The sequence below is a fragment of the Aliihoeflea aestuarii genome, assembly GCF_024105665.1.
Taxonomy (GTDB): Bacteria; Pseudomonadota; Alphaproteobacteria; order Rhizobiales; family Rhizobiaceae; genus Aliihoeflea; species Aliihoeflea aestuarii.
The window spans coordinates 14,289-40,168 of the sequence record NZ_JAAAMK010000012.1 but is presented as its reverse complement, the minus strand read 5'-3'; the positions used below and the strand labels follow the sequence as shown (position 1 = coordinate 40,168).

The 25,880-nt window shown below is 63.0% G+C and carries 24 protein-coding genes; 9 read left to right on the top strand and 15 right to left on the bottom strand.

All coding sequences use genetic code 11. From position 1 onward, the window contains the following. Positions 1 to 193 precede the first annotated feature (193 nt). Entirely contained in the window at positions 194 to 955 is a 762-nt protein-coding gene (locus GTW25_RS18235) for a glutaredoxin (RefSeq protein ID WP_252913716.1), read from the bottom strand. 46 nt (positions 956 to 1,001) lie between these two features. After that, positions 1,002 to 1,388, bottom strand: coding sequence for a CopM family metallochaperone (gene copM / locus GTW25_RS18230; RefSeq protein ID WP_252913715.1), 387 nt, complete (start codon positions 1,386 to 1,388; stop codon positions 1,002 to 1,004). 161 nt (positions 1,389 to 1,549) lie between these two features. On the opposite strand from copM, the gene cueR reads away from it, so the two are divergent. Further along, positions 1,550 to 1,990, top strand: coding sequence for a Cu(I)-responsive transcriptional regulator (gene cueR / locus GTW25_RS18225; protein WP_252913714.1), 441 nt, complete (start codon positions 1,550 to 1,552; stop codon positions 1,988 to 1,990). Between the two features lie 16 nt (positions 1,991 to 2,006). Here the strand turns inward: cueR and GTW25_RS18220 are convergent, their stop codons facing one another. Further along, a complete protein-coding gene (locus tag GTW25_RS18220; RefSeq protein WP_252913713.1) occupies positions 2,007 to 4,268 on the bottom strand; it encodes a DNA translocase FtsK in 2,262 nt (753 codons plus the stop codon). Between the two features lie 200 nt (positions 4,269 to 4,468). Here GTW25_RS18220 and minC point away from each other — a divergent pair, with 200 nt between their 5' ends. From minC to GTW25_RS18200, 4 genes are all read left to right on the top strand, one after another. After that, on the top strand, positions 4,469 to 5,218 hold the full coding sequence (minC, locus tag GTW25_RS18215; protein ID WP_252913712.1) for a septum site-determining protein MinC: 750 nt from the start codon (positions 4,469 to 4,471) through the stop codon (positions 5,216 to 5,218). A gap of 112 nt (positions 5,219 to 5,330) precedes the next feature. Next, a complete protein-coding gene (gene minD / locus GTW25_RS18210) occupies positions 5,331 to 6,146 on the top strand; it encodes a septum site-determining protein MinD (protein ID WP_252913711.1) in 816 nt (271 codons plus the stop codon). Beyond that, entirely contained in the window at positions 6,143 to 6,433 is a 291-nt protein-coding gene (minE, locus tag GTW25_RS18205; protein ID WP_252913709.1) for a cell division topological specificity factor MinE, read from the top strand. The genes minD and minE overlap by 4 nt, the downstream gene beginning before the upstream one ends. Positions 6,434 to 6,475: 42 nt before the next feature. Further along, entirely contained in the window at positions 6,476 to 6,664 is a 189-nt protein-coding gene (locus GTW25_RS18200; RefSeq protein ID WP_252913707.1) for a hypothetical protein, read from the top strand. Here GTW25_RS18200 and GTW25_RS18195 read toward each other — a convergent pair. The 3 genes from GTW25_RS18195 to GTW25_RS18185 form a co-directional block, all read right to left on the bottom strand. Then, entirely contained in the window at positions 6,647 to 7,672 is a 1,026-nt protein-coding gene (locus GTW25_RS18195) for an aldose epimerase family protein (protein ID WP_252913706.1), read from the bottom strand. The two genes, GTW25_RS18200 and GTW25_RS18195, sit on opposite strands and share 18 nt — an antisense overlap. 39 nt (positions 7,673 to 7,711) lie before the next feature. Continuing rightward, positions 7,712 to 8,500, bottom strand: coding sequence for a LysM peptidoglycan-binding domain-containing protein (locus GTW25_RS18190; RefSeq protein ID WP_252913705.1), 789 nt, complete (start codon positions 8,498 to 8,500; stop codon positions 7,712 to 7,714). Between the two features lie 85 nt (positions 8,501 to 8,585). Then, the gene (locus GTW25_RS18185; RefSeq protein WP_252913703.1) at positions 8,586 to 8,783 is read right to left on the bottom strand and encodes a hypothetical protein; all 198 of its coding nucleotides are present in this window, start codon (positions 8,781 to 8,783) and stop codon (positions 8,586 to 8,588) included. 188 nt (positions 8,784 to 8,971) lie between these two features. Between GTW25_RS18185 and GTW25_RS18180 the strand changes: the two genes are divergently transcribed. Beyond that, entirely contained in the window at positions 8,972 to 10,363 is a 1,392-nt protein-coding gene (locus GTW25_RS18180) for a M20/M25/M40 family metallo-hydrolase (protein WP_252913701.1), read from the top strand. Between the two features lie 5 nt (positions 10,364 to 10,368). Further along, positions 10,369 to 10,986: a ribonuclease D gene (locus tag GTW25_RS18175; protein WP_252913699.1), complete on the top strand. Its 618-nt coding sequence runs from the start codon at positions 10,369 to 10,371 to the stop codon at positions 10,984 to 10,986. A gap of 51 nt (positions 10,987 to 11,037) precedes the next feature. On the opposite strand, the gene GTW25_RS18170 is transcribed toward GTW25_RS18175, so the two are convergent. From GTW25_RS18170 to GTW25_RS18160, 3 genes are all read right to left on the bottom strand, one after another. Further along, a complete protein-coding gene (locus tag GTW25_RS18170; protein WP_252913698.1) occupies positions 11,038 to 12,144 on the bottom strand; it encodes an acyltransferase family protein in 1,107 nt (368 codons plus the stop codon). Between the two features lie 194 nt (positions 12,145 to 12,338). Beyond that, positions 12,339 to 13,025 carry a ribulose-phosphate 3-epimerase gene (gene rpe / locus GTW25_RS18165; RefSeq protein ID WP_252913696.1) on the bottom strand — a complete coding sequence of 229 codons (687 nt, stop codon included), beginning with the start codon at positions 13,023 to 13,025 and terminating at the stop codon, positions 12,339 to 12,341. A 105-nt stretch (positions 13,026 to 13,130) separates the two neighbouring features. Further along, positions 13,131 to 15,326 carry a transglycosylase domain-containing protein gene (locus GTW25_RS18160; protein ID WP_252913695.1) on the bottom strand — a complete coding sequence of 732 codons (2,196 nt, stop codon included), beginning with the start codon at positions 15,324 to 15,326 and terminating at the stop codon, positions 13,131 to 13,133. Between the two features lie 196 nt (positions 15,327 to 15,522). On the opposite strand from GTW25_RS18160, the gene GTW25_RS18155 reads away from it, so the two are divergent. Beyond that, positions 15,523 to 16,707: a GGDEF domain-containing protein gene (locus GTW25_RS18155; protein ID WP_252913694.1), complete on the top strand. Its 1,185-nt coding sequence runs from the start codon at positions 15,523 to 15,525 to the stop codon at positions 16,705 to 16,707. Positions 16,708 to 16,786: 79 nt separating this feature from the next. On the opposite strand, the gene GTW25_RS18150 is transcribed toward GTW25_RS18155, so the two are convergent. Then, positions 16,787 to 17,044 carry a DUF1344 domain-containing protein gene (locus tag GTW25_RS18150; protein WP_252913692.1) on the bottom strand — a complete coding sequence of 86 codons (258 nt, stop codon included), beginning with the start codon at positions 17,042 to 17,044 and terminating at the stop codon, positions 16,787 to 16,789. Between the two features lie 299 nt (positions 17,045 to 17,343). Between GTW25_RS18150 and GTW25_RS18145 the strand changes: the two genes are divergently transcribed. Further along, a complete protein-coding gene (locus GTW25_RS18145; RefSeq protein ID WP_252913691.1) occupies positions 17,344 to 17,883 on the top strand; it encodes a superoxide dismutase family protein in 540 nt (179 codons plus the stop codon). Between the two features lie 170 nt (positions 17,884 to 18,053). Here GTW25_RS18145 and polA read toward each other — a convergent pair whose 3' ends face one another. From polA to GTW25_RS18120, 5 genes are all read right to left on the bottom strand, one after another. Further along, complete coding sequence (gene polA / locus GTW25_RS18140) at positions 18,054 to 20,990, bottom strand: DNA polymerase I (RefSeq protein WP_252913689.1); 2,937 nt, start codon at positions 20,988 to 20,990, stop codon at positions 18,054 to 18,056. A 308-nt stretch (positions 20,991 to 21,298) separates the two neighbouring features. Beyond that, positions 21,299 to 22,150, bottom strand: a complete 852-nt coding sequence (locus tag GTW25_RS18135) for an ABC transporter permease (RefSeq protein WP_252913687.1) — start codon at positions 22,148 to 22,150, stop codon at positions 21,299 to 21,301. Between the two features lie 10 nt (positions 22,151 to 22,160). Beyond that, positions 22,161 to 23,438 (bottom strand): ABC transporter permease, encoded by a 1,278-nt coding sequence (locus tag GTW25_RS18130; protein ID WP_252913685.1) that lies wholly within the window; start codon positions 23,436 to 23,438, stop codon positions 22,161 to 22,163. A gap of 78 nt (positions 23,439 to 23,516) precedes the next feature. After that, positions 23,517 to 24,623, bottom strand: a complete 1,107-nt coding sequence (locus tag GTW25_RS18125) for an ABC transporter substrate-binding protein (protein ID WP_252913684.1) — start codon at positions 24,621 to 24,623, stop codon at positions 23,517 to 23,519. 78 nt (positions 24,624 to 24,701) lie between these two features. Beyond that, a complete protein-coding gene (locus tag GTW25_RS18120) occupies positions 24,702 to 25,805 on the bottom strand; it encodes an ABC transporter ATP-binding protein (RefSeq protein ID WP_252913682.1) in 1,104 nt (367 codons plus the stop codon). Positions 25,806 to 25,880 lie beyond the last annotated feature (75 nt).

Genomic DNA, 25,880 nt, shown 5'->3' with positions numbered 1-25,880 from the left:
TTCATATCCAGCGTCTCTCAATGACCGGCATTTGTCAATGAGGAGGCAGCGAGCACGGACTCGGGCACAGTTCAAGAAGGGCAAGCATTTGCCAGCGCAACCGACGATCCGTTACGGATCAAGCGGCTCTATCAGACGACGTGATCACGCCTGCCGCATCATGGCGGACAGCCGCGCGGAACGCGCTCGCGCATCAAAGCCCGACCCCCATCGGCTTGACCAGCATCCACACGGCCATACCCACCATCATCAGGTTTTCCGTCAGCGACACGAAACCCAGCGGGACGTTGCTGTCGCCGCCCACGCAGGCGCATTTCAGTTCGCGCCTGTCGATATAGACCGCCTTGAAGACCGAGATCGCGCCGATCGTGCCGATGAAGAGCGCCAGCGGGATTGACAGCCACATCAGCGCGCCGGCCATCATCAGAAGGCCAGCAAGCCCCTCGGCGAACGGATAGATGTAGGAATAGCGCACCCAGCGCTGCGCGAGCAGGTCGTAGTTGAGGAACATGGTCGCGAAGCCTTCGATGTCCTTCAGCTTTTGCAGCGCCAGAAGACACATCGAGATCGCGATGAACCATTCCGCCGCCTGGACGGTGAAGATCGTTCCATATGCAGCCCAGCTCGCCGCGACCGCCATCGACGCGCCCATCGAGAACAGCGCGATCACCGGTGCGTAGGTGACGGCGTTCTTGTCCTTCACGCTTTTGCCCAGGAACTTGAGAAGTTCGTCATAGCCCCCGATCCGCGTGCCCTCGATGAAAACTTGCGGCGTCGTCCTGACCCCGTGCTGTTCCTTGAAGGCATCGATCTGCGGCCGCGAGGTCAGCTTGTGGTCATCGACCGCGTAGCCTTCGCGCTTCAGGAGGTCGAGCGCCTTCAATCCGAAGGGGCAGGTGTGTTCGGACATCACCATCCGGTGGAGTTCGGCACGCTTCGAAACAGTCGTCGTCATGGCGCTCATCATTCCTGAAATACGAGGAAAGGAGAAGAGGTTCGGCTTAGCGGCCGTGCTCGGCCAGCCATTTTTCCATCATGTCGATCTCGGCCTCTTGCGTCGCGATCACCTCTTCGGCGAGCGCGCGAACCTGCGGGTCCGACCCGTGTTCGAGGACGATTCGCGCCATGTCGATCGCGCCCTGATGATGCGGGATCATGCCACGCATGAAATCGACGTCGGCATCGCCGGTGAAGTCCTCCGTCATCGCTTCGTGCATGCGATCGTTGGCCGCGCGATAGGCGGCCGTCGCCGGTGTTTCCGCCGCTGCGTCCGTGTTCGTCATCGAATGGCCGCCGTGCCCTTCGTGTCCGGTCGTCGCATTTTGCGCGACGGCAAATCCGACGCTGGCGACGAATGCGGCAAGGGCGATGGGGACAAGCTTGTTCATTGGGCGCTCCGGTTTCGATGTGTTCGGTGCGCTTCATGTAGGCCTTCCCATCGTTGGAAGGTCAACGTCTGTGCGGCAACAAAATTCGCGTCTTGAATCCGGGCAAGTCGAAAGCCCACATGCGGTCTGGGAATAGAGTGACGATGCGGATGGAGAAGGCGATGAATATCGGTCAGGCTGCGGAGGCGTCGGGCGTTTCGGCCAAGATGATCCGCTATTACGAGCAGTCGGGGCTGATCCCGCGCGCCGAACGCACCGCATCGGGGTATCGCGAATACTCGGAACCCGACATTCACATGCTGCGCTTCGTTCGCCGCGCCCGCGACCTGGGGTTTTCAGTCGCCGAGATTTCCGAATTGCTGGGCCTGTGGCAGGACCAGTCGCGCCACAGCGCCGAGGTCAAGCGCATCGCGCGCGGCCATATCGATGATCTGCACCGCAGGATCCGGGATTTGCAGGAGATGGCGAACACGCTGACGACGCTCGCCGATTCCTGTCACGGCGACGACCGGCCCGAATGTCCGATCCTCGAACGGCTCGAAACCGGCGATCTCATCGCTGCGATCAAGCCGCGCGGCGGTGTGGGCCGCGCGGCGCGCTGAGCAATTCAGGCAAGGACTATTTGCCGACGAGGATTTCGCGCTTGCCGACATGGTTGGGCGCGCCGACCAATCCCTCCTGCTCCATCCGTTCGACGAGCGATGCGGCGCGGTTGTAGCCGACGCCGAGACGGCGCTGGATGTAGGACGTCGAGCACTTCTTGTCGCGCGTGACCACTTTCACGGCCTCGGCGAAGAGCGCGTCGCCGTCGTCCGTATCGGGTGCGGTCATGTCGGGTGCGTCGGTCTCGTCGGCCGAAACCTCGTCCTCGTCCTCCGTCACCGTCTCCAGATATTCCGGCGCGGCCTGCGCCTTGAGATAGGCGACCACCTTTTCGACCTCGGCGTCCGACACGAAAGGTCCGTGAACGCGCGCAAGCCGTCCGCCGCCGGCCATGTGCAGCATGTCGCCCTGGCCGAGAAGCTGTTCGGCTCCCTGTTCGCCGAGGATCGTGCGGCTGTCGATCTTGGAGGTGACCTGGAAGGAAATCCGGGTCGGGAAATTCGCCTTGATCGTTCCGGTGATGACGTCCACGGACGGGCGCTGCGTCGCCATGATCAAATGGATGCCCGCCGCTCGCGCCATTTGCGCCAGACGCTGGATCGCGCCTTCGATCTCCTTGCCCGCGACCATCATCAGATCGGCCATCTCGTCGACGATGACGACGATGAAAGGCATGTGCGACAGGTCGATCTCCTGTTCCTCGAAGACCGGCTCGCCCGTTCCCTTCTCGAAGCCCGTCTGCACCTGCATGACGACCGTTTCGCCAGCCTCGCGGGCGCTTGCCGCGCGGGTATTGTAGCCGTCGATGTTGCGCACGCCGAGCCGCGCCATCTTGCGATAGCGGTCTTCCATTTCGCGCACGGCCCATTTCAGCGCCGTCACGGCCTTGTGCGGATCGGTGACGACGGGGGTCAAAAGATGCGGGATGCCGTCATAGACGGACAGTTCGAGCATCTTCGGATCGACCATGATGAGCCGGCATTCCTCCGGCTTCAGCCGGTAGAGCAGCGACAGGATCATCGTGTTGATGGCGACGGATTTGCCCGACCCGGTCGTGCCGGCGACGAGCAGATGGGGCATGCGCGCCAGATCGGCGATGACCGGTTCGCCGCCGATGTCCTTGCCGAGGCAAAGGGCCAGCTTCGCCGTCGAGCGGCCGAAATCGCCCGATTCGATCATGTCGCGGAAATAGACGGTTTCGCGTTCCTCGTTCGGCAGTTCGATGCCGATCACGTTGCGGCCGGGCACCACCGCCACGCGCGCCGACACGGAGGACATCGAGCGTGCGATGTCGTCGGCGAGGTTGATCACGCGGCTGGACTTCACGCCCGGCGCGGGTTCGAACTCGTAGAGTGTGACGACCGGGCCGGGGCGAACATGGATGATCTCGCCCTTGACGCCGAAATCCTCCAGAACGCTTTCGAGAAGATCGGCATTCTGTTCGAGCCGCTCCTGCGTCATGTAGAAGCCCTGACCCGTAGGCGGCAGTTGCAGGAGTTCGGGCGAGGGCAGTTCGTAGCCGACATTGGCGCTGGCCGGCGCGAGCGGACCGGCCATCGGCAGCGACGGCAGGGACCGGCGGAGCGGGGCGGCCACCGCGCGCGGTGCCGGCTCCGGCTGTGCGGGTGCCGAGACGGCGTTTTTGCCGGAGATTTGGGATGCGCCGCCCGAGCAGTCGATGACCCGGTAGAGATCGGAAACGTCGCTCTTAGCCGGCGCAGGCGCTGGCGCTGCAACGACGGGTGCCGTCCGCGTCACGACATGGCGAACGCGCTCGTCCTTTGCCGGCACCAGGCCGAGATCGAAGAAGGCGTGATCCGACAGATAAGCCATCGGCCCAACCGGGATGTCGGCGCTCGCGATGGGTGGCGCTTCCGGACTTGCTGTAGGAGCCGGGAGGGGTTCGTCCAGCGCGGTTGACAGCAACGACGACAGCGCGATCACGTCCCAGTTGCCGCTCTTGACCGGTGCGTTGCTTTCGCTGGCTGGTGGCAGCGATTCGACGGGTGCGGGAGCGACGGAAATCTCCGTCTGAGTCTCGCCTGCCTTGCCGGCAGGGCGGTCCGGCGTGCGGGTGAAGCGCACATTCGGGGCCATGAAGAAGTGCTTCTCCCAGTTCGGCGTCGATTCGCCCTCTTGCTGTTCTGCCGGCGCGGGCAAAGGCGCGTCCGTCGCAGCGTTGCCATGGGACAGTTCGGTTTCCGGCTTTGCTGTGGAAACGGGGGCGTAACGGGAAATCGGAATGATATTGGCGCGGGTGGGTCGCGGCGATGACATGCTGAAAACTCTTGGCTCTGTTGCGACCCAACAGATAGAAAACCGTGGTTAACAGACCCTTCCTTCGCTCTTCGTTTTCCAAGCCATCTTGCTGCCGTTGTCGTCACGCAACAGCGGTGGACGAAGGGCCTTCGATGCAAATGGTTAACGACTTGTTAACCATTTCGCGTCTAGCTGGGTGCAACCGAAAATTAATGATGATGACCAAAGTGTTAACACAGTCACGGCCGATCCGCCTCAAGGGTCGCTCCTTCCTCGCGCTTGTCCTGACCCCGGAGTTGCCCTTCGAGGATTGGCTTGTGCGTCTCGATGATCTGGCCGCCCGTTCGGCGGGGTTTTTCCTGCGTCGGCCGGTCGTTCTCGATGTGGCGACGCTCGATATCGACAAGGCCGAGCTGCGTCGTCTGGTCGACGAACTCGGCACGCGCAACGTGCGAATCATGGGCATCGAAGGCGCTCGCGCCTCGCTTCTTGATTCGGCCCTGCCGCCGGCCATGACGGACGGACGACCGGCAGCCGATTTCGAGGCGCCGGCCGCCGAGCCGGATGCCGGCTCTGATCACGATGAGTCGGCCGCCGAACCGGAACTCGTTCGGCACGAAGGCCAGGCGATCAAGACGGTCCCGTCGATCGTCGTCACCGAGCCGGTGCGGTCGGGCCAGTCACTGTTCTTCCCCGAAGGCGACGTTACCATCGTCGGCTCGGTCGCCTCAGGCGCCGAAGTCGTCGCGGGTGGTTCGATCCACGTCTACGGCACGCTACGCGGTCGCGCGCTCGCCGGCACGATGGGCAATGCGCAGGCGCGCATCTTCTGCCGCAAGCTGGAAGCCGAACTGATCGCCATCGACGGCTTTTACAAGACCGCCGAAGACATGGAGCCGAAGCTGCGCGGCAAGGCCGTGCAGATCTGGCTCAGCGGCGAGACGATCGAGATCGAGCCGCTGGCTTGATCCACACTGGCGCAAGGCGCCGAATCTATCAGGATTCGAAAGTGCGCAAGCACGGCGAATCGGGAATTGGAATGACATGGAAATGACGGGCGCGGGCGAACAGGAGAGGGAAATGGGCAAGGTAATCGTTGTCACATCTGGCAAGGGCGGCGTCGGCAAGACGACCTCCAGTGCTGCACTCGGCGCGGCGCTCGCCAAGAACGGCGCCAAGGTCGTCGTCGTCGATTTCGACGTCGGCCTGCGCAATCTCGACCTCGTCATGGGCGCCGAGCGCCGGGTCGTTTACGACCTCGTCAACGTCATCCAGGGCGATGCCAAGCTGACGCAGGCGCTGATCCGCGACAAGCGCGTGGAATCGCTCTATCTGCTGCCGGCCTCGCAGACCCGCGACAAGGACAATCTGACGGCAGAAGGCGTCGAGAAGGTCATCACCGCGCTGAAAAAGAACTTCGACTGGGTGATTTGCGACAGCCCCGCCGGCATCGAGCGTGGCGCGACTTTGGCCATGCGCCACGCCGACATCGCCATTATCGTGACAAACCCGGAAGTCTCGTCGGTGCGCGATTCGGACCGAATCATCGGCCTGCTCGATTCCAAGACACTCAAGGCAGAAAAAGGCGAGCGGATCGAAAAGCATCTGCTTTTGACGCGCTATGATCCGCTGCGCGCCGAGCGCGGCGACATGCTCAAGGTCGACGACGTTCTGGAAATCCTGTCGATCCCGCTGCTCGGCATCATTCCCGAGAGCATGGACGTTCTGCGCGCCTCGAATGTCGGCTCGCCGGTCACGCTCGCCGATGGCGACAGCGCGCCGTCCCGCGCCTATTTCGATGCCGTGCGGCGTTTGAACGGCGAGGATATTCCGGTCACCGTTCCGGGCGAAAAGCGCGGCTTCTTCTCCAAGATATTCGGGAGGAAAGCGGCATGAGCCTGTTCCGTTTCTTCACCCGTGCCGTGGGCAATTCCCCGGCCAGCTCCGCGCCCGCCGCGCGCGAACGCCTTCAGGTCCTGCTCGCCCATGAACGCGCCTCGACCGGCAAGTCCGACCTCGTCAACGTCCTGCGCGACGAGATCATGGCCGTCATCGCCAAGCACATGCAGATCGACAGCGAGAAGGTGAGCGTCAAGCTCGAGCGCGGCGACAAGGTCTCCACGCTTGCCGTCGATGTCGAGATCCCTTTCGACGCGGCGAAGACCAAGAAAAAGGCGGCCTGACCCGTTCAGGCCGTTTCCGGCTAACCCAAGGAGGCTGACGCCATGACCCGACTCGAACTTCTGCAACGGCTGAAGGAACTCCAGCAGATGCCGAAATACGAGGCGCGCGACATCACCACCGTCTCGGCGATGCTGTCCCGCGAAGCGCTCGCACGGCATGTCGAAGTCTGCGAAATGGCGTTGCAGCCGCCAGCTCCGAAGTCTGTCGCCGCTTTAAAGCCCGGACACTGAAAACCGGTAATCGGTTTCGTGCAGATAGCGGTTGCCGGGCCGCAGCACCGGGCTGGGAAACTGCGCATGATTGATCGCATCGGGCCAGATCTGCGGCTCGAGGCAAAGTCCGGCGGAGCGCCCGTAACGACGCCCGCCGAGACCGGCAACGGCCAAGTCCAGCTTGGAGCCATCGTAGAACTGAAGCCCCGGCTCGGTCGTCGCCACTGTCATGGCGATGCCCGACAGCCGGCTTGAAAGCGCCGCCACGTCGCGCTTTTCCACCCGCGCATCCGACAGGCAGAAATTGTGGTCGTAGGTCGCATCGCCGATCGGCCGCATGCTCCTGAAATCGAACGGTGTTCCCGCGACCGGCTTCACCTCGCCGGTCGGCAGGCAATCCGAATCCACCGGCAGATAATGCGCAGCATTGATCCGCAATTCATGCGCGCCGATCGTCCCGCTTCCATCCAGATTGAAGTAGCTATGCGACGCGAGATTGACGAGGGTCGGCGCGTCGGTCCCGGCTTCCAGCACCAGCGAGAGGGTCGCCGGCTCGCGAATCTCGTAGGTCGCGCGCAGATTGCACGTACCCGGATATCCCCTGTTCCCGGCATGGTCCGTCAATGCCAGCGTGACGCGCCGGTCGTCGTGCTGTTCGACCCGCCAGTTCCGTTCGCCGATGCCGGGCGCGCCGCCGTGCAGATGATGGCCCTTATCGTTCCGGTCTAGTTCATATGCGATCCCGTCGAGCATGAACCGGCCGTCGCGGATGCGATTGGCGCAGCGGCCAGCGATGATGCCGAAATAGGGCGAATGGAGCGGATAGTCGGCAAAGTCGTCGAAGCCGAGCACAAGCGGATGCGCGTGGCCGGAAAGGCGCAGATCCTGCACGGAAGCGCCCCATGTCATGATGGACGCCGTCAGAACGCCGTTCGAAATCCGCACGCGCTCGACCGCGCGTCCGTCCGGTGCCGTTCCGAAAATGTCCCGCGTCACGCACTCGATCTCCTGCCGGCCGCGCCGCATAGATGCAGCGTTCTTCGACCGGCAGCAAGATGGCGTCGATCAATCGGCTGGACTGATGCGACGCAATTCGATCGTCGTGCCCTGCTGGCAGGCCGACATTTCGGCCACCCGGCCCTCGACCGCGATCCGGTCGCCGGGGCGGAACCCGCGCAACTCGCCGGCAAGCGAATAGGTGCGCCCGTCGTCGCCGCGCATGACGGGGCATTCGACACCTTGGCGGGTCAGCGTTCCGGTCATCTCGATACGGTTGCGGTCGGGCTGTTGCGGGCGGCGGCCTGCAACCTCATAGGGGCGGGAAACGACGGCCCTCGCATTGCTGTCACGCGATTCGAGGCCGAAATGAACGGCCGATCCGGGCCGCACCCAGCGCGGCAGGTCGACGCTCGCCTCGACGTCCCCGCGGCGGTCGGCGCGCACCGTCACGTCGGGGTTGAGCCGGTAAGGTCCGTCGCCGATGAGAACGCGCACGCGCTCACCGGCACGAAAGCCCGAGCCGTAGATCACGACCTGATCGTCGATGCGACCGCGATAGGTCTCAAGTTCTGCGGAAACGCGTGAAACCTGACCGGCCCCTGCGGGCAGGTAGATGGTCTGTCCGACGCGCAGGAAGCGCGCATCGATATCCGGGTTCAGCGCCTGCAAATCGCGCAGCGAGATGCCGGCGGAGCGGGCGATGGAGGACAGCGTGTCGCCGCTGCGCACCTGATAGCGCGTGACCTCGCGTTCGACCATGCGGCCCTGCGCAAAGGCTGGTTCGACCGTAAAAGTCGGCGCGAGCATGGCTGCCGACAAAGCGAGAGCAAGGAAAGAAGAGCGGAAACGGCGCATCGAAGTGTCCCTTGAAGTGCGTGTCTGGACAGATGGATAGGGCGCGCCGGCTGAACGGATCGTGAATATGCGCAATGTCCGGCATTCATATGACCACCCTTCCGCCTGTATTGGCAGTTGAGGCATGGATTCCTGTGACGAGCACAGGAATGACGATGGCAGTTTTGTTCAATGCAAGTCTCCAGCGTTGGCGATTGGCATCGCCCTCAATGCCGTCATTATCGGCAGTTGAGGCATGGATTTCTGTGGCAATCACAGGAATGACCATGGCAGTTTTGTTCAATGCAAATCTCCAGCGTTGGCGATTGGCATTACCCTCAATGCCGTCATTCCTGTGCTCGTCACAGAAATCCATGCCTCATGATTAAAACCGGCACGGCCTCGCCATCACACGCACCGCCCGAACACATCGCTTCCGTCTCAAGGCGAAAGCCTTTAGACACGTCGCGACAGAATTCGAAAGGCGCATTCATGACCGATATCTCACCCGTTCTTGCCCGTCTCGACGCCGACCTCGATGCCTCGGTCGCGCGTCTCGCCGATCTCGTGAAGATCCCGTCCATCTCGACCGATTCCGACTATGACGCCGATTGCCGCCGCGCGGCCGAATGGCTGGTCGCGGACCTGAAGACGATCGGTTTCGACGCCTCGGTGCGCGATACGGAAGGCCACCCGATGGTGGTCGCCCACCATGAAGGCCCCGCAGGCGAAAACGTGCCGCACGTCCTTTTCTACGGTCACTACGACGTGCAGCCGGTCGATCCGCTCGATCTGTGGGATGCCGACCCGTTCGAGGCCAAGGTGATCGAGCGCGACGGCGTGAAAGTCATCACTGGTCGCGGCTCCGCCGATGACAAGGGGCAGTTGATGACCTTCGTCGAAGCCTGCCGCGCCTATAAAGCCGTCCATGGCGCTCTGCCTTGCAAGGTTTCGATCCTGTTCGAGGGCGAGGAAGAATCCGGCTCGCCGTCGCTGAAGCCGTTCCTCGACGCCAATGCGGACGAGTTGAAGGCCGATTTCGCGCTGGTCTGCGACACCGGGATGTGGGACGCCGAGACACCGGCCATCTCGGTTGCGCTGCGCGGCCTCGTCGGCGAAGAAATCACCGTCAAGGCTGCCGATTTCGACCTTCATTCGGGTCACTACGGCGGCGCGGCGGCGAACCCGATCCGTGTCCTGGCAAAGATTTTGGCCGACATTCACGACGAGACGGGCCGCGTCACCATTCCCGCCTTCTACGACGGCGTCGAGGAAGTTCCGACGCAGATCCTGGAATCCTGGAAGGGCCTCGGCTTGACGGCTGAAAGCTTCCTCGGCCCGATCGGCCTGTCTGAACCCTCGGGCGAGCAGGGCCGGGACGTTCTCGAACTCATCTGGTCGCGACCGACTGCCGAATTCAACGGCATTCAGGGCGGCTACACGGGCAAGGGCTTCAAAACGGTGATCGCGGCACAAGCCTCCGCCAAGGTTTCCTTCCGCCTCGTCGGCAAGCAGGACCCGTTTGCCATCCGCGAGAATTTCCGCAAGTTCGTGGAGGAACGCCTTCCGTCGGACTGTTCGGTCGAGTTCCATCCGCATGGCGGCTCGGGCGCGATCCAACTCTCCTACGACGCGCCCTTCCTCGTGAAGGCGCAGACGGCGCTGACCGATGAGTGGGAAAAGCCCGCCGTCATGATCGCCATGGGCGGCTCGATCCCGATCGTCGGGGATTTCCAGTCGATGCTCGGCATGGAATCGCTGCTCGTCGGCTTCGGACTCGACGACGACCGCATCCACTCGCCCAACGAGAAATACAATTTGACCTCCTTCGCCAAGGGTCAGCGGAGCTGGGCGCGCATTCTCGATGCTTTGGCGAAAGGTTGAAGCAGATGACCGTTCGTTTTCACAAGGGCGACCTGCCGAACCTCGACGCCTATACCGGCGATGCCGTGGCGATCGATACCGAGACGCTGGGCCTGAACCCGCACCGCGACCGCTTATGCGTGGTTCAGCTTTCGCCCGGCGACGGCACGGCGGACGTTGTCCAGATCGCGCCCGGCCAGAACGACGCGCCGAATATCAAGGCGCTTCTGGCCGACCGAACCAAGGCCAAGCTGTTCCATTTCGGCCGCTTCGACATTGCGGTGCTTTACAACGCCTTCGGGGTGATGGCGGGGCCGGTCTTCTGCACCAAGATCGCCTCGCGCCTGACGCGCACCTATACCGACCGGCATGGCCTCAAGGACGTCTGCTCCGAGCTTCTCGGCGTCTCGCTGTCGAAGCAGCAGCAATCGTCCGACTGGGGCGCGGAGACCCTGACGCAGGAACAGCTCGACTACGCCGCGTCGGACGTTTTCTATCTCCACCGCCTGCGCGATAAGCTCACCGAGCGGCTGGTCCGGGAAAACCGGCTCGGCGAGGCGGAAGCGTGTTTCGGCTTTCTGCCGACCCGCGCCAAGCTCGATTTGATGGGCTGGGACGAACAGGACATTTTCGCCCATAGCTGAGAGCGCATGGCTCGATTAAAAAAGGCGGCTTCCGGGCCGCCTTTTCCTTATCTACTCCGCCGCGATGACAGTTTCTTTCGCCCGCTGCGGTCGATCGATGATCGCCCAGTCGGGCCGCTCGAACAGAAACCGTCCATAGCCCGTCCACTGGATAAGGCCATAAAGCACGACCGGCCCGGCGATGCCCGCGACCGTCACCAGTGCCGACACCGTTCCGATGTCGAGCCCGGTCCGCATCAGAACCGCGCGGCTGATCGCCATCGGCAGAAAGAAGGCGAGATAGATCACGATCGAATGCGCGCCGAGCCAGGAAAGCAAGCGGCTCCATGGACGCTCGGCGATGAGCGCGGCGACCGCGACGACCGCGAGCGCGCCCGCAAGGCCGAGCACCAGCGAGATGAAGGGCAGTTCCGACAGGCCGTTGGTCGCGCCGGTCTCGCCGAGTTCGGCGGTGACGAGATGCATCAGATGCGGCGGCGTATGGGTGAAGACGAGCCAGCCATTGATGGGTGCCCAGATTGCGAAGATCGCGAGCGCGGCGAGCGGCCGCGCCTTCAACCAGGCGGCGATGCGGAAGATGTTCGCGGCAAACGCATAGCCGGCGAAGAAATAGACATAGCGCGAGGCGAATTCGTCGGCCAGCATCCAGCCGGTCTCGATCGGCAGGATTTCGAGCGCGGCGGCGGCGGCGAAGACCAGCACGACCGGCAGCGATTTCACGAGCCGCGTGGCGAGGAAGAAGATCGGCAGGATGTAGATGAACCAAAGCGTGCCGAAGGGTTCGACGAAGGAGATCAGATAGTGCTGGATCGTGCCGGCGACGCCGTCTTCCATCGCCATTCCCGGCGCCTTGAAGGCGAACTGGATCGTCAGCCACAGCACGTAGAAATAGGCGAAATGCACGACCTTGCGGTCGAGATAGCGCATCCACGGCCGATCGATGACGAGGCCGAGGAAGAGCCCGGAAATCAGGAAGAAATCCGGCATGCGGAAGGGGCGGGCGAACTCAACGACCGTGTGAAGCCAGCCCTGGCCGCCCATCGCGATGCCGACGCCGAGCGTCGCATGCATCATGACGACGAAGATGATGCAGATGCCCTTTGCGGCATCCACCCAGCCGACCCGGCCGGCATCGATTGCCTGATCCACAGACTGCATGGCACCCACCCTCGAAACGAAAACCCCGAGCCGAAAAATACGCGGATAAGTTGATCGATGTGTTAACGGGCGGTTAAAACCAGTCGTAAACCTTAACGGTTTCTTGATGGAAATGCTTAAATCCGGCTTGAAATTGAATAAATCCGGCGTCGAAACGCGCCGGATTCAGTCTGTTTCGCGCGGGTGCGGATAAGTCAGACGATCAGTCCACGGGCATTGTCGGCAGCTTTGCGGATCGCGTCGATATTCTTCGCGTAAGCCTCCGCCGAACCGCCCCTGAAGACCGCCGAGCCCGCGACGAGGACATTCGCGCCGGCTTTGGCGACCAGCGGCGCGGTCTCGGGCGTCACGCCGCCGTCGATCTCGATGTCGATCGGGCGGTCGCCAATCAGCGCCTTCACGCGGCGGACCTTTTCCACGACAGACGGGATGAAGGCCTGTCCGCCGAAACCGGGATTGACGGTCATCAGGAGGACGAGATCGAGCCGGTCGAGCACATATTCGATGACGCTTTCGGGCGTCGAGGGATTGAGCGAAACGCCGGCTTTCTTGCCGAGGTTGCGGATCGCCTGCAGCGAGCGGTCGAGATGTGGTCCAGCCTCGGCATGGACGGTGATGATGTCGCAGCCCGCATCGGCGAAGGCGGCGAGATAGGGATCGGCCGGCTCGATCATCAGATGGCAGTCGAACACCTTGTCGGTGCGGCCGCGGATCGACTTGATGATCTGCGGACCGAACGTGATGTTCGGCACGAAATGCCCGTCCATGACGTCCAGATGGATCCAGTCGGCGCCTGCCGCCACGACGGCGTCGACCTCTTCGCCGAGCCGCGCGAAATCGGCCGAAAGGACGGATGGGGCGATAAGGGTTGGGCTGGTCACGGGCGGCTCCGGGCGCATGGATTTCGTTGCGCTTCGCCTAGCCGCTCGCAAAGGCGATGTCCAGAAGGGCCGGCCATCGCGAGGGAATGCCTCGGAAGCGCCAGCTCAATTCCCCATGATGATGTCCATGATCGAACCGATCGGACCTTGCCTTTGCTGCCGGGCCTGCTGCTCGCCGCCGACATCGCCTGGCGGCTGGATCGAGCCGGTCGTGCCGCTGTCCTGCTGCGGATAGGCATCCTGTTGCGGGATCCCGCGATCGCTCGCCAGAAGATCCTCGATGCGTTGGAAGGTGTCGGGCGTCCAGCGGCCGGGCAGGTTCGCCACCGCCAGGCCCTCGTGCGCGCCCTCCATGAAGATTTTCCATGCCTTCGCCGGAAGCTGGCCGCCGGTGATGTTCTTCATCGGCTTGCCGTCGTCATTGCCGAACCAGACGCCCGTCGTGAGTGCTGCCGTGTAGCCGACGAACCAGGCGTCGCGCGAGTTCTGGCTGGTGCCGGTCTTGCCGGCGGCGGGCCAGCCGAAATCGGCGTTGCGCCCGGTGCCCGTTCCCACCGTTTCGGCCATCATGTAGTTCATCATTCCGACGATTTCGGGCGTTGCGACCTGAATGCCTGCCGAAGCGGGCCGCTGGTACAGCACCTCGCCGTCGATGGTCGAGACGCGCTCGACGAAATGGATGTCGGGTCTTATGCCTCCAGTCGAAAACGGCACATAGGCGGCGGTCAGTTCGAGTGGCGTGACTTCCGATGTGCCCAGCGAGATCGACAGGTTCGGCTGGAGATCGGATTCGATGCCCATGCGCCATGCGCCCTCGACGATGGCCGACGGGCCGACCTCGTGCGCGAGCACGGCAGCGATCGTGTTGGACGAGCGCGCCAGCGCCTGCGACAGCGTCATCGGGCCGCTATAGGTGTTGTTGAAGTTCTGCGGCGACCAGTTGCCGATCTTGACCGGCGCGTCGTTGCGGATCGTGTCGGGGAAGAGGCCCTGTTCCATTGCCGCCATCCACACGAACGACTTGAAGGCCGAACCCGGCTGGCGGCGCGCTTCTGATGCGCGGTCGAACTGCGAGTTGGCGTAGTCGTAGCCGCCGACCATGGCGCGCACAGCGCCGTTGCCGTCGATCGAGACGAGCGCGCCCTGGCTGACGTCGTGGCTCGACTTGTTCTCGTCGACCATCTGGCGGATCGCCTGTTCGCCCAGTTCCTGCAGATCGAGGTCGATCGTTGCCTCGACGATCAGATCCTTGCGCACGTCGCCGCCGATCAGGCCCGGCAGTTCGCCCATGATGCGGTCCGCGACGTAGTTCTCGGAGCCGGTCCAGTAGGCTGCCGCGCGCACGGGCGGGGCGGAGATCGCCGAGGCGAGTTCGCTGTCGCCGATCATGCCCTGGTCGCGCATGGCCGAAAGCACGAGCTGGGCGCGGTTTTCGGCCGCCTGCGGGTCGCGTGCGGGCGACAGGCGCGACGGCGCGACGAGAAGCCCCGCCAGCATCGAGGCTTCCGACAAGGTCACGTCGCGCGCTGATTTTCCGAAATACCGCCTGGACGCCGCCTCGACGCCGTAGGCGCCGGACCCGAAATAGACCCGGTTCAGATACATTTCGAGGATCTGGTCCTTCGAATGCTCGTGCTCGAGCCAGAAGGCCATCAGCACTTCGCGGATCTTGCGGTCGTAGGAGCGCTCATTCGTCAGGAACAGGTTCTTGGCGAGTTGCTGCGTCAGCGTCGAGCCGCCCTGCACCACGCGGCGGTTGACGATATTCTCGTACATGGCACGCGCCAGACCCTGCGGATCGACGCCGAAATGCGAATAGAAGCGCCGGTCCTCGATCGCGACGACGGCCTGCGGGATATAGGGCGACATCTCGTGCAGACCGATGGATTCGCCGCCCATCATGCCGCGATTGGCGACCTGACGGCCCTCGATATCCATGATCTTGACGTTCGGCGGACGATCGGGAATGGCCCATGTCGAGGCGCTCGGCATCTGCGCCGCGTAAAAGACCAGCACGCCGGCAGCCGCGACACCGCCCCAGATGGCGAGAACGAAGGACCAGTAGGTCGTCTTGCGCAGGAAGCCGAACAGCCCACCGCCACCCGAGCGGCGTTGCCGCCCGCGCTTTTTGCCGGTTCCCTGACCGCGTGTTTTCGGCGCTGCCTTGCGGGATGAGGAGGTCTTCGCGGAGCCGCGCTTTCCTCGCTGTCCCACGACCCTGTCCGCCTCGCTCACGAAAAGGCTGGAGCCTTCATCCGATGCAGACCCGCCAAAGGTCGGCTCGATCCGTCTGTCGCCCATGGCCCCTGATGCCCGTCTTCTTGTTTGCGTGATGGTCGCTGTCGGTGAAGATTAATTGCGGCGCTTTAAGGGAGCGTTAAGGCTGTGATCGCGCAACCGGCGCGTCCTCCCGAAAGAATCAATCCGCAACCTCAGGTTTACGCCAAGCTTACCTTTTACATGTCTAGCTCCGGCCGGAACCGGGGATGGGGAACATATGTCAGGAAATTACCTGCTTTCGCTCGGCGTTCCGCTCGTCTCGACCTTTCTTGCCGCAACCTTTTACTTCATTTGGCGCCAGCAGCCTCAATATGCGCATCTCAAGGACTGGGGGCTGGTCTATGCGCTCGGTGTGGTCGGCTTTTCAATCGAATTCATGCGTGTTTACGGCTTCGGAGACACCGTGTCCCTCCTGTCCAATGTCTTTCATGGCCTGGGAGTGGTCTTCACGGCGCGGGGCGTCTTCACGCGCTACGGTGCCCGCCGGCACGACAGCGCGCTGTGGCTGCTCTACGGCGCCGGGATGGCGGGCGTCGTGTTCTTCTCCTACGGCTGGCCCAACGTGATCGCGCGCAGCGCTTCGATGAGCATCGCCATCAGCCTGATGCTTGCCTTGGCCGCGTGGTGCATCCTTGCCACGCAAAAAAAGGATGTGATCGATCGCCTGCTTGCCGGCTTTATGGTGGTGATCGCAATCGTGGTTCTCGTGCGCCCCGTGACGGCGTTTATCGTGGACATGCCTGCCGAGATAGGTGCCGTCGAGCCTGACTCGCTGTTCGTGGTCGCCCTGAAACTTCAATCGCTGGTCGGCTGGATCGGTTTTGCTATTCTGTTCCTCATGCGCACGGTTTCGGATATGACAAGCGAACTCGAAGATCAGGCGCGCCGCGATCCGATGACCGGGGTTCTCAATCGACGCGGTTTCTTCGAGCAGGCGGCGCTCGATCTCGCGCAGCGCGACCCACGGGTCACATGCTCGATCGTGATTGTCGACATCGACCATTTCAAATCGATCAATGACCGTTTCGGCCACGCGATCGGCGACGACGTGATCGCCGGTGTTGCGAACATTCTGACATGGCTGCCGTTCAAACCGATAATCGGACGCATCGGAGGCGAGGAATTCGTGATCCTCCTGCCGATGACGCCGATAAAGGCGGCGACGCTTTTTGCCGAAGGCATCAGGATCGGCATCGCCGATCATTGCCATGAAAGCCTGCCGGGCGGCATCAAGGTCACGGCCAGCTTCGGAGTTGCCGAGTTCAGCGCCGGCGACGATCTTTCCGAGGCCATGCGGCAGGCCGACATCGCGCTTTATGCGGCAAAGCGGGGCGGGCGCAACCGGGTCGCATCGGCCGAACCGAACCTGCGGCAGACGGCGAGCCTTCTTTCCATCGCGTGACTTGCCGCATCGTCCAGTCATGCAGAAGGCCCGCCGCCACTGCCGGCGACGGGCCTTTCATTGCTGAACGACAATCGTTCTATTTCGCCATAGTCACCGATTCGGCCTGATGCTTGCCGGCCTTCATGTCCCACATCACGCTGACCTTGTCGCCGACCTTCATGCTGCCATCCTTCACCGTGGAGGGAAGGGTGTAGACCGTTCCGTTGTCGAGGGTCAGGATATGCGCCTTGGCGTCGATCGACTTGATCATGCCGGTCGTCGTTTCGGCGGCAAAGGCGGCGGGAGCCAGTGCAAGCCCGGCGGCCACGGCCACGGGGATAAAGAGAGCACGCATGTTCGTTTGTCCTTGAAACCGCTGTCCCCGGAAGCCGCCTTCAGCGGTTGGGGACGCGCGACGAAGTCGTCCGGAAACGTCGCGTCGCAGCCGCATCCGGCTACCGGCGTTTCCCGACTTCGAGGAAAAGATGCGCCCACTGCGGGCAGCTTTCAAATTACAGAAAAATAATGTCCGCCAGCCCGATTTTCGCCGGTTTCGAGAGAATTCGCAGCGGTTCTTCCATCGATGCGTTGTTTCGGGAACCATCGACGCGCACCGCCATTGCGCTCATGAACCACAAAACCGGGAGATGGATCATGCAACGGATTTTGACCGCCACTGCGGCGATCGCCCTGATGACGGGCGCTGCGTTTGCGCAGGACGAAGAGGCGACGCCCGTCGAGATCACCGAGGCGGTCGCGACCTTCGTCGACATGGAGGGCGCGGAGAACGGCACGGCTTCGCTGACAGGCACGCCGAACGGCGTTCTCATCCAGATCGAGGTGTCCGGCTTGCCGGCAGGCGAGTGGCTGGCCTTCCACGTCCATGAGACGGGTGAATGCGACGCGGCAACGCATCATGATTCGGCCGGCGGACACTTCAATCCCGGCGACGTCCCGCATGGCTACATGGCCGAAGGCGGGCCTCATGCGGGCGACATGCCGAACCAGTATGTCGGCGAAGACGGCGTTTTGCGCGCGCAGGTCTTCAATTCGATGGTGACGCTGGGCGACGGCGGCGAGGCCGACATCGCGGGCCGCGCATTGATGATCCACGGCGGCGCGGACGATTACATGACACAGCCGACCGGCGACGCGGGCGACCGCCATGCGTGCGGTGTGATCGAAGAGGAATAGCGCAAAGGGCGAGGCATGGATTCCTGTGACAAGCACAGGAATGACGAAGTCATTAAAAGCTATGCCAGTCGCCGACGGCGTTAGTTTGCAGATGCTTTTTCTGCCGTCACCCCTGTGCTCGTCACAGGGGTCCATGCCTCAATGTATGAGTGCCGCATGCGCCAATCGTATCAATGCGCCTCGTCCCAATTGTTCGCCGACCGCGCGTCGACCTGGAGCGGAACCTTCATTGCCAGCGCGGGCATAGCCGCATGCTCCATCGTTCCCTGAATGACCGGGATCGCGGCTTCGACCTGATCCTCGGGCGCTTCAAAGATCAGTTCGTCATGGACCTGCAAAAGCATCTGAGTGCGGTCGAGACCCGCGCCTTCCAGCGCCGGCTCCATCTTCACCATCGCGCGGCGGATGATGTCCGCGGCCGATCCCTGGATCGGCGCATTGATGGCCGCGCGCTCGTTGAATGCCCGCACTGACGGGTTGGACGAGCGGATTTCGGGATAATGGATGCGGCGGCCGAAGATCGTCTCGACATAGCCGTTGTCGCGCGCGAACGCCTTCGTCGCGTCCATGTAGTCCTTGATGCCGGGGAAGCGCTCGAAATACTTCCTGATGTAGCTGCCCGCTTCCTCCCGCGCGATGGAGAGCTGGTTGGCAAGGCCGAAGGCCGAAATGCCGTAGATGATGCCGAAATTGATTGCCTTGGCGCGGCGGCGCACTTCGGACGACATGCCCGCCACCGGCACGTTGAACATTTCGGACGCCGTCATCGCGTGAATGTCGACGCCGTCCGAAAACGCCTGCTGCAATTGCGGGATTTCCGCCACATGGGCGAGAACGCGCAGTTCGATCTGGCTGTAATCTGCCGAAATCAGCCTGTGGCCCGGCTCGGCGATGAACGCCGTCCGGATCTTGCGGCCCTCGGCGGTGCGGATCGGGATGTTCTGAAGGTTCGGCTCGGATGAGGACAGGCGGCCGGTCGTCGTCGCGGCCAGCGCGTAGGACGTATGAACCCGCTTCGTCTGCGGATGGATGTAGCCCGGCAGCGCGTCCGTGTAGGTGGAGCGCAGCTTGGATAGCTGACGCCAGTCGACGATCTTTCGCGGCAGTTCGTGGCCCTCGGCGGCAAGGTCTTCCAGTACCGAAGCCGTCGTCGACCACTGGCCGGATTTGGTCTTCGAGCCGCCCGGCAGTCCCATGCGGCCGAACAATATGTCGCCGAGCTGCTTGGGCGAGCCGATGGTGAAGCGCTCGCCGGCAAGCTCGTAAACCTCCTCCTCGAACGCGCCGGCGCGCTGCGCGAACTCGCCCGACAGGCGCGACAATATCTGCCGGTCGACCGAAATGCCGCGCTCTTCCATGCGGGCGAGCACCGGCACAAGAGGGCGCTCCAGCCGCTCATAGACGGCGTTCAGACCTTTCGAGGTGACGCGGACCTTGAGCACGTTCCAAAGCCGCAGCGCCAGATCGGCGTTCTCGGCCGCATAGGCCGTCGCCTTTTCCAGATCGACGAAGTCGAAGGTGATCATCGACTTTCCGGATCCGCACACGTCCTTCAGGGCGATCGGCACATGGCCGAGCCAGCGCTCCGATAGCGCGTCCATGCTTTGTCCGCCCGTGCCGGCATCTGCGACATAGGACAGGAGCATCGTGTCGTCGCAAGGGCTTGCCTCGATGCCGTGGCGCTTCAGCACCAGCCAGTCATATTTGAGATTGTGCGCGATCTTGAGGACGGACGCGTCCTCCATCAGCGGCTTGACGGCGGCGAGCGCGTCGCGGATCGGAATCTGGTTTTCCACGAGGCCGCCGCCCAGAAGGTCGCCCGCGCCGGATTTGTGGGTCAGCGGCACATAGGCCGCCTTGCCCGGCGCGATCGCGAGGGAAAAGCCGCACAAATCCGCCTGCATCGGATCGAGCGAGGTCGTCTGCGTATCGAAGGCGACGCGGCCGGCCTCGACGGCCTCCGCAACCCATGCCTCAAGCGTGGCGAGATCGCGGATCGTGACATAGGCCGCGCGATCGATCTTGCCCGCGATCGCCGCATCGGCGCGTGCCTTGGCAAGGTCCTGCGGGGTGGCGGGGCCGGTGCGCGGTTCGGGCGCGACTTCGCCTTCCTCGCCCGCCTCGCTCATGCCCGAAGACGGCACGTCGAGATCGGGACCATGAGCGTTCTTGCCGGCCTGCACCTCGATATGCATCGGCTCGATCTCGGACGGCTCGGCGCCCGTCGCCTCGGCCACGCGGCGCGTCAGCGAGGAAAACTCCATCGCCTTCAGAAAGCCGATCAGCTTCGGCCCGTTCGGCGGCTGGAGAACGAACGCGTCGAGACCGTCATTGACGCTCACATCGTCCTTCAATCGCACGAGCTCGCGCGACAGGCGCGCCATGTCGGCATGCTCGATCAGGTTTTCGCGGCGCTTGTTCTGCTTGATCTCGGAGGCGCGGGCGAGCAGCGTGTCGAGATCGCCGAATTCTTCCAGAAGCTGCGCCGCCGTCTTCGGACCGATGCCCGGAACCCCCGGCACATTGTCGACCGAATCGCCGGTCAGTGCCTGAAGATCGATCATCTTTTCCGGCGGCACGCCCCATTTCTCGATGACTTCGGGGATTTTGATCTCCTTGTCCTTCATCGGGTCGTACATGGAGACGGTCGGCCCGACGAGTTGCATCAGATCCTTGTCGGACGAGATGATCGTGGTGTCGCCGCCCGCCTCGCAGGCGAGCTTCGCATAGGTCGCGATCAGATCGTCGGCCTCGAACCCTTCCATCTCGATGCAGGGCAGTTCGAAGGCGCGCGTCGCCTGCCGGATCAGGCCGAATTGCGGGATCAGATCCTCGGGCGGCTCGGTCCGGTTCGCCTTGTATTTATCGTAAAGGTCGTTGCGGAACGTCTTCGACGAATAGTCGAAGATCACCGCGAAATGGGTCGGCGTCACGCCGACATCGGTGTCGCGCGCATTCTGCATTAGCTTCCAAAGCATGTTGCAAAAGCCCGAAACCGCGCCGACCGGCAGCCCGTCCGATTTGCGCGTCAGGGGCGGCAAAGCGTGATAGGCGCGGAAGATGTAGCCGGAGCCATCGACGAGGAAGAGATGATCGCCTTTTTTCATGGCAATTGAGGTAGCGCCTCGATGTCGCCCTGTCCATTGCCAAGACCACCGGAAAGGCGCGCTCCTGCCAGTGCGGGCACGCTCACGGTCACGTTACGCAGTTGTAATGTTCGTGCCCTTGAATTGCCACGTTCAAATTCTCAGATATGAGGCATCGGCAACGTAACGCCGAAGTCCGGAAAAGGCCCGTCCCCCGCCTGACCGGACTTAAAAGCGGCAGCCTCATCCCCCCTCTCCGGGCTGCCGCACCTTTAGAGTAGAGCCGCCGTGGATCCCCCTCCCCACGGCGGCTTCTCTCGTTTTGGGGCCTATTGCGGAGCCATGCCGCGCAGGCGCTCCGAGCGGCGGCGCAGAAGTTCGATCGTCGTCAAAAGCGCAATCGAGAACATCACCAGGATCGTCGCCACGGCGAGGATCGTCGGGCTGATGGATTCGCGGATGCCTGACCACATTTCGCGCGGGATGGTGCGTTGCTCGACGCCCGCGAGGAACAGCACGATGACGATTTCGTCGAAGGAAGTGATGAAGGCGAAGAGCGCGCCCGAAATCACGCCCGGCAGGATCAGCGGCATGGTGATCTTGCGAAACGCCGTCGCGGGCGACGCGCCGAGACTGGCAGCCGCGCGCGTCAGCGAATGGTCGAAGCCGACCAGCGTCGCCGTCACCGTGATGATGACGAAGGGCGTGCCGAGCGCTGCATGGGCGAGAATGACTCCCGGAAACGTTCCCGCGAGCCCGACCGACGAATAGAAGAAGAACATGCCGGCCGCCGAGATGATCAGCGGCACGATCATCGGCGAGATCAGCAATCCCATGATCAGTCCGCGAAACGGCATCTCGCGGCGCGAAAGCCCGAGCGCGGCCAAGGTGCCGAGCACGGTGGCGATCAGCGTGGCCGAAACGCCGACGATCAGCGAATTGCGGATCGCGTTCATCCAGGCCGTCGAATTCCAGAACGCATTGTACCAGCGCATCGAAAAGCCGGCCGGATCGAGCGTCAGCATCTCGCGTGTATAGGTGAAGTAGGGCTGCACGTTGAACGACAGCGGGATGATCACCAGGATCGGAGCCATCAGGAAAAAGAAGATCAGCCCGCAGAAGATGCGGAAACCGTAATACCACGTCCGTTCGAGCGGGCCGGCATAGGTGGGAAGCGCCATGTTCGTTGTCCTAGCCCAGCTTGACCTTGTCGATGCCGACGATGCGGCTGTAGGTCCAGTAGAGGATCAGCACGCCGACGAGGAGGATCGTGCCGAGCGCCGCTGCAAGACCCCAGTTCAGCGAATTCTGCATGTGGAAGGCGATCAGGTTCGAGATCATCTGGCCGCTCTGGCCGCCGACGAGGGCAGGCGTGATGTAGTAGCCGATGGAAATGATGAAGACGAGGATCGCGCCCGCGCCGATGCCGGGCACCGTCAGCGGCATGTAGACCTTCCAGAACGCCGTCCAGTTGTTCGCGCCCAGCGAGCGCGCCGCGCGCATATAGGAGGGCGAGATGCCCTTCATGACGGAGTAGAGCGGCAGCACCATGAACGGCAGGAGGATATGCGTCATCGCCACGATGGTGCCGAAGGCGTTGTGGATCATCAAAACGCGTCCGTTGTTCGAGATCAGGCCCAGCCAGACGAGAATGTCGTTGATCACGCCCTGCTGCTGCAAAAGCACGATCCACGCCGTCGTGCGCACCAGCAGCGAGGTCCAGAACGGCAGGAGCACGAAGATCATCAGGAGATTGGACGTGCGCATCGGCAGCGAGGCCAGAAGGAAGGCGATCGGATAGCCAAGCAGAAGTGTCGTGCAGGTGATCGCGACCGACAGCGCGAGCGTGCGCAGGAAGAGCGCGACATAGATGCGCTGGTTCGGCGCCTGGCGTTCGATCTCGCCCTGGTCGTTGTAGCGCAGATCGACGGCGGACACGTAATAGGCGGCGGTGTAGGGCCGGCCTTCCCGCTGGAGAATTTGCCAGACGGCCGGATCGCCCCAGCGATCGTTCTCTTCGATCACCGCTTCCCTGAAAGGGGCCTGCATGTCGTCACCGCGCCGGGCAAGACCTGCAAAAAGGCTGCGGGCACCGGAGAACTCGTAGTTCATGCGGATGGCGAGCTGGCCGACGGTGCGGTTTGCCTGCGCCGCGACCAGATCGGAGACGAGCGCCGCATAGACGTTCTCGGACGGCAGATCCTGACCGTCCCATTCGCCGAGCGCCTCGATCGTCTGCGGCAAGGTCGCGACGACGATCGGGTTGTCGACGCTGCGCCACATCATCTGGCCGATCGGCACGATGAAGGTGATGACGATGAAGGCCAGCAGCGGCGCAACAAGAAGAAACGCGGTCAGCCTGCGGCGGCGCTCCGCGCGGGCAAGCGCTATCTTCAGCGGCACGCCGTCGGCGGTGACCATTTTCCCGCCCGGCAGATTTCCCGATGGAGCCAAAGCTGCGTTTGCCATTGAGTTGGTGCGCCCCTGCGGCTTCAGATATGCGGAAGTGTGGACGGGCGCGTGGCGCGCCCGTCCGGTTCTCGAGCCCTACTGGAGCATCCAGTTGGCGTAGCGCTCGCGCAGTTCGTCGCCGTAATCGGTCCAGAAATCGTTGTTGAGGACGATCGGCGTCTCGTAATTGTCCGGGTTGGTCGGCATGTGCGGCGCCATGTCGATTCCCTTGTCCTCATGCTGTCCGACGAGCGGAGCGGACGAGGCGCGTGCCGGACCGTAGGAGATGTATTTCGCCTGGTCGGCGAGGCGCTGCGTATCGGTCGCCCAGAAGATGAACTCCTTCACGGCTTCCAGATTGCGCGTTCCTTCCGGCACCACCCAGCCGTCCCATTCGACGAGCTGGCCGTCCCAGATGATCTCGAATGGCTGTTCCTCGTCGATCGCCGCGGCGAAGAGGCGGCCATTATAGCTGGTGGCGAAGGCCACTTCCTTGTCGGCCAGAAGCTGCGGGCCTTGTGCGCCTTCCGTCCAGAAGATCAGGTTGGACTTGATCGTGTCGAGCTTGGCGAAAGCGCGTTCAACGCCTTCAGGCGTTTCCAGCGTCTCGTAGATCTCGTCGATCGGCACGCCGTCGGCATAAAGCGCCCATTCGAGATTGCCGGCCGGGCGGTCCTGAATGGCACGCTGGCCGGGGAAGTCCTCGACATTGAAGAAATCGTCGATGGTCTGCGGCTCGGCGCCCTCGTCGAACATCTCGGTGTTGTAGCCGATGACCGTGGAATAGACGATCTGCGGGATGAAGCACTCGCCGATCGAGCCGGGCAGGAAGTCTTCCGAAGCGGCCGTGCCGTCCGGGGCCGGGGCCAGCCATTCGTCGGCGTCGATCGGCATGATGATGCCTTCGTCGCAGGCGAGCTGTGCGTCGGACGGCAACATGTCGACGAGGTCCCAGGTCACGTTGTTGGCCTGCGACTGCGCACGCAGCGAGGCGAGGGCGTTCGCCGAACCGTCGTCGTTGACGAAGCGGATGTTCGAGTGCTCTTCCATGTAGGGGTCGAGATAGGCGCGCTGCTGGCTTTCCGAATACGCGCCGCCCCACGACACGACGGTGAGTTGGACCGCATCCTGCGCATAGGCGCCGATCGCCAGCAGGCTGACGGCGGCTCCCGCGCCGATCACCTTGAGTTTGGTAAGCTTCATGACGTTCTCCTCTGGTTGTCGCCGATGGCACCATCGGCGCACGCTCTTTTGTCGTCGCCGCCTGTTCCGGCGGTCTTGTCAGGCGTCGAGCGCCCGGCAATCCTGTGCCGACCAGCCGACGCGGACCGTCTCGCCCGCGGCGAGCTGCCCGTTCTGCTCGGAGTTCGGCACCTTGATGATGAATTCGTCGTTGCCGCACACATTGACGCGCGTGCGGATGTGGTCGCCCAGATAGATCAGTTCCTCGACCTTCGCCTCGAAGGTGTTGTCGGTGCCGCTGTCGGGGTTGATGCGCACGCGTTCGGGCCTGAGCGACAGCGTGGTCGCGTCGCCCTGACCCGACACGTTGACCGGTAGCGCCCGGATGAGCGAACCGTCCGCCAGCCGCACGCCGCAATCTTTCCCGTTGAGGCTCTCGACCTTGCCGGGCAGCCGGTTGTTCTCGCCGATGAAGGAGGCGACGAAGGCGTTTTGCGGGCGCTCGTAAAGGTCCGCCGGCGAGGCGAGCTGCTGGATCACGCCGTCCTCGAACACGGCGATTCGGTTCGACATGGTCAGCGCCTCGGACTGGTCGTGCGTGACATAGACGATGGTGACGCCGAGACCCTCATGGATGTGCTTGATCTCGTACTGCATCTGCTCGCGCAGATTCTTGTCGAGCGCGCCGAGCGGCTCGTCCATCAGAACCAGCGTCGGCTCGAAGACGAGCGCGCGGGCAACCGCGACGCGCTGCTGCTGGCCGCCCGAAAGCTGCGCCGGCATGCGGTTGCCCAGATGCCCGAGCTTGACCATGTCGAGCACTTTCTTCACGCGCTCGGCGATCTCCGCTTTCGCGATCGACCGGACCTTCAACGGAAAGGCGAGGTTTTCGGCGACCGTCATATGCGGAAAGAGCGCGTAGTTCTGGAACACCATGCCGATGTCGCGCTTGTGCGGCGGCACATTGTCGATGCGCTGTCCCTTGAGACGGATTTCGCCGTGCGTGGCGTTCTCGAAACCGGCCAGCATCATCAGGCAGGTCGTCTTGCCCGAACCGGACGGGCCGAGCATCGTCAGGAACTCGCCCCTGGCGATATCGAGATTGAGATTCTTCACGACCAGAGTTTCGCCATCATAGCTTTTCTGGACGTTGTGGAAGCGAACGAAAGACTGATCGTCCGCAGCGCTGCTGACGCTCACCATAGACTGCACTGTTCCCCTGTTGCCCGCCATAAGTCCACCGGGCACTCATCTTTTGACCCAAGCTTCACCAATTCA